Raw genomic sequence first — 1611 nt, forward strand, 5'->3', positions numbered from 1 at the left:
TGTGATCGAACAGGGCACACGCACTCGGACAGGTGGACGCGAGATCGGGATGAAATCGGGCTGTCCGCTGGGGTTCACTGGCGCCCCGCCCTGTTCGCGCACGTCCGCCGGTGACCGCCAACTGAGACTAAGAACTGAGACTAAGGCCTCGAAACGACCGAGAAACGCCCCTCCCGAGGAACCCTCGGGAGGGGCGTTTCCCCTTGTCATGGCGGAGGTGGTGAGATTTGAACTCACGAGAGGGTTGAAGCCCTCAACCCGCTTAGCAGGCGGGCGCCATAGACCGGACTAGGCGACACCTCCAAGACCGCAGGTCAGCCTACAAGCCAGCGCTCGGCGTCGGCAAAATGGGCGCGAATCGGGCAGTTTGACTGCCGCCGGTAACCTTGATCTGGCTCTCCGACTGTAGTAAGGACCACTCACCGTGACCGATGCCCCCTCCGCGCCCGACAACTCGAGCGCCCGCCGCGTCGCGGACCCCGAAAGCCCGACCGAAGGAGGGGCAGCCAGACGCGCTTCCGGCACCGGCAGCTTCGGAAGTTCGCTCGGCTGGACAGCACTCGGCACCATCATTCCCGGGCTCGGTCTGTGGAAGGCGGGACGCCGGATCGCCGGCGGCATCGTCCTTGGAATCTTCGTCGTCGTCTTCGGCGGCCTGACCGTCCTCCTGCTCACCAATCGCAAGATGGTGGAGAACGCCGTTGTCGGCCAGGGGGTGCTGCAGGGCCTCGCGATCGCCCTCGCTGTTGTCGCTGTGCTCTGGGTCGCGGTGATCGGCTTCAGCCACCTCGCCCTGCGTCCCTCTCGTCCCAGCGTCGGGCAGCGGGCAGCGGGCGCCGCCGTCGTCGGGCTGCTGTCCTTTCTGGTCGCGGCTCCCATGGCCGTCGGCGCGAACCTTGCCTGGACCACCGGCACCACCCTCGACACGATCATCGGCGGCGACGACGCCCCCAACTCGACCCAGCCGACGATCGACCCGATTGACCCGTGGAAGAACAAGGACCGACTCAACTTCCTGATCCTCGGCGGCGACTCCGGCACCGGACGTTCCGCAGCCGAAGGCGACCGCACGGACACGGTGATCGTCGCGTCCATCGACACGCACACCGGTGCGACCACGCTCTTCACGCTGCCGCGCAACACCGAGAAGATGCCTTTCCCGCCTGATTCGCCGTTGCACAAGTACTACCCGAACGGCTTCACCTCGGGCAGCACGGACCTCTACACGCGGTCCCAGTTCCTGCTGAACGCGATGTACCGGGTGGTCCCGACCAAGGTCCCCCACGATGTGCTCGGCAAGACGAAGGACTTCGGCGCCAGCGTCCTGAAGGTGTCTGTCGGCTACGCCCTCGGCCTGAAGATCGACTACTTCGTCAAGGTCAACATGGACGGGTTCAAGGACTTCGTCAACGCCATCGGCGGCATCACCGTGAACGTGAACTACCGCATCCCGATCGGTGGCCAGACCGACGCGAACATCAAGCCCGACGGCTACATCGAGCCCGGACCGAACCAGCACCTCATGGGCGGCAGGGCACTCTGGTACGCCCGCGGCCGCTACCACCTGGACGACTACAAGCGCATGGAACGCCAGCGCTGCGTGATCAACGC

Annotated in this window: 1 protein-coding gene and 1 tRNA gene; one reads left to right on the plus strand and one right to left on the minus strand. The window is 65.5% G+C overall.

The annotated features are described in order from the left end of the window. Positions 1 to 209 precede the first annotated feature (209 nt). Positions 210 to 303: transfer RNA gene (locus VGK32_00755), tRNA-Ser, on the minus strand. A 121-nt stretch (positions 304 to 424) separates the two neighbouring features. Between VGK32_00755 and VGK32_00760 the strand changes: the two genes are divergently transcribed. Continuing rightward, the coding region (locus tag VGK32_00760; protein HEY3380262.1) for an LCP family protein at positions 425 to 1611 on the plus strand (1187 nt) is incomplete at its 3' end.

Source organism: Vicinamibacterales bacterium (assembly GCA_036504215.1).
GTDB lineage: Bacteria > Acidobacteriota > Vicinamibacteria > Vicinamibacterales > Fen-181 > FEN-299.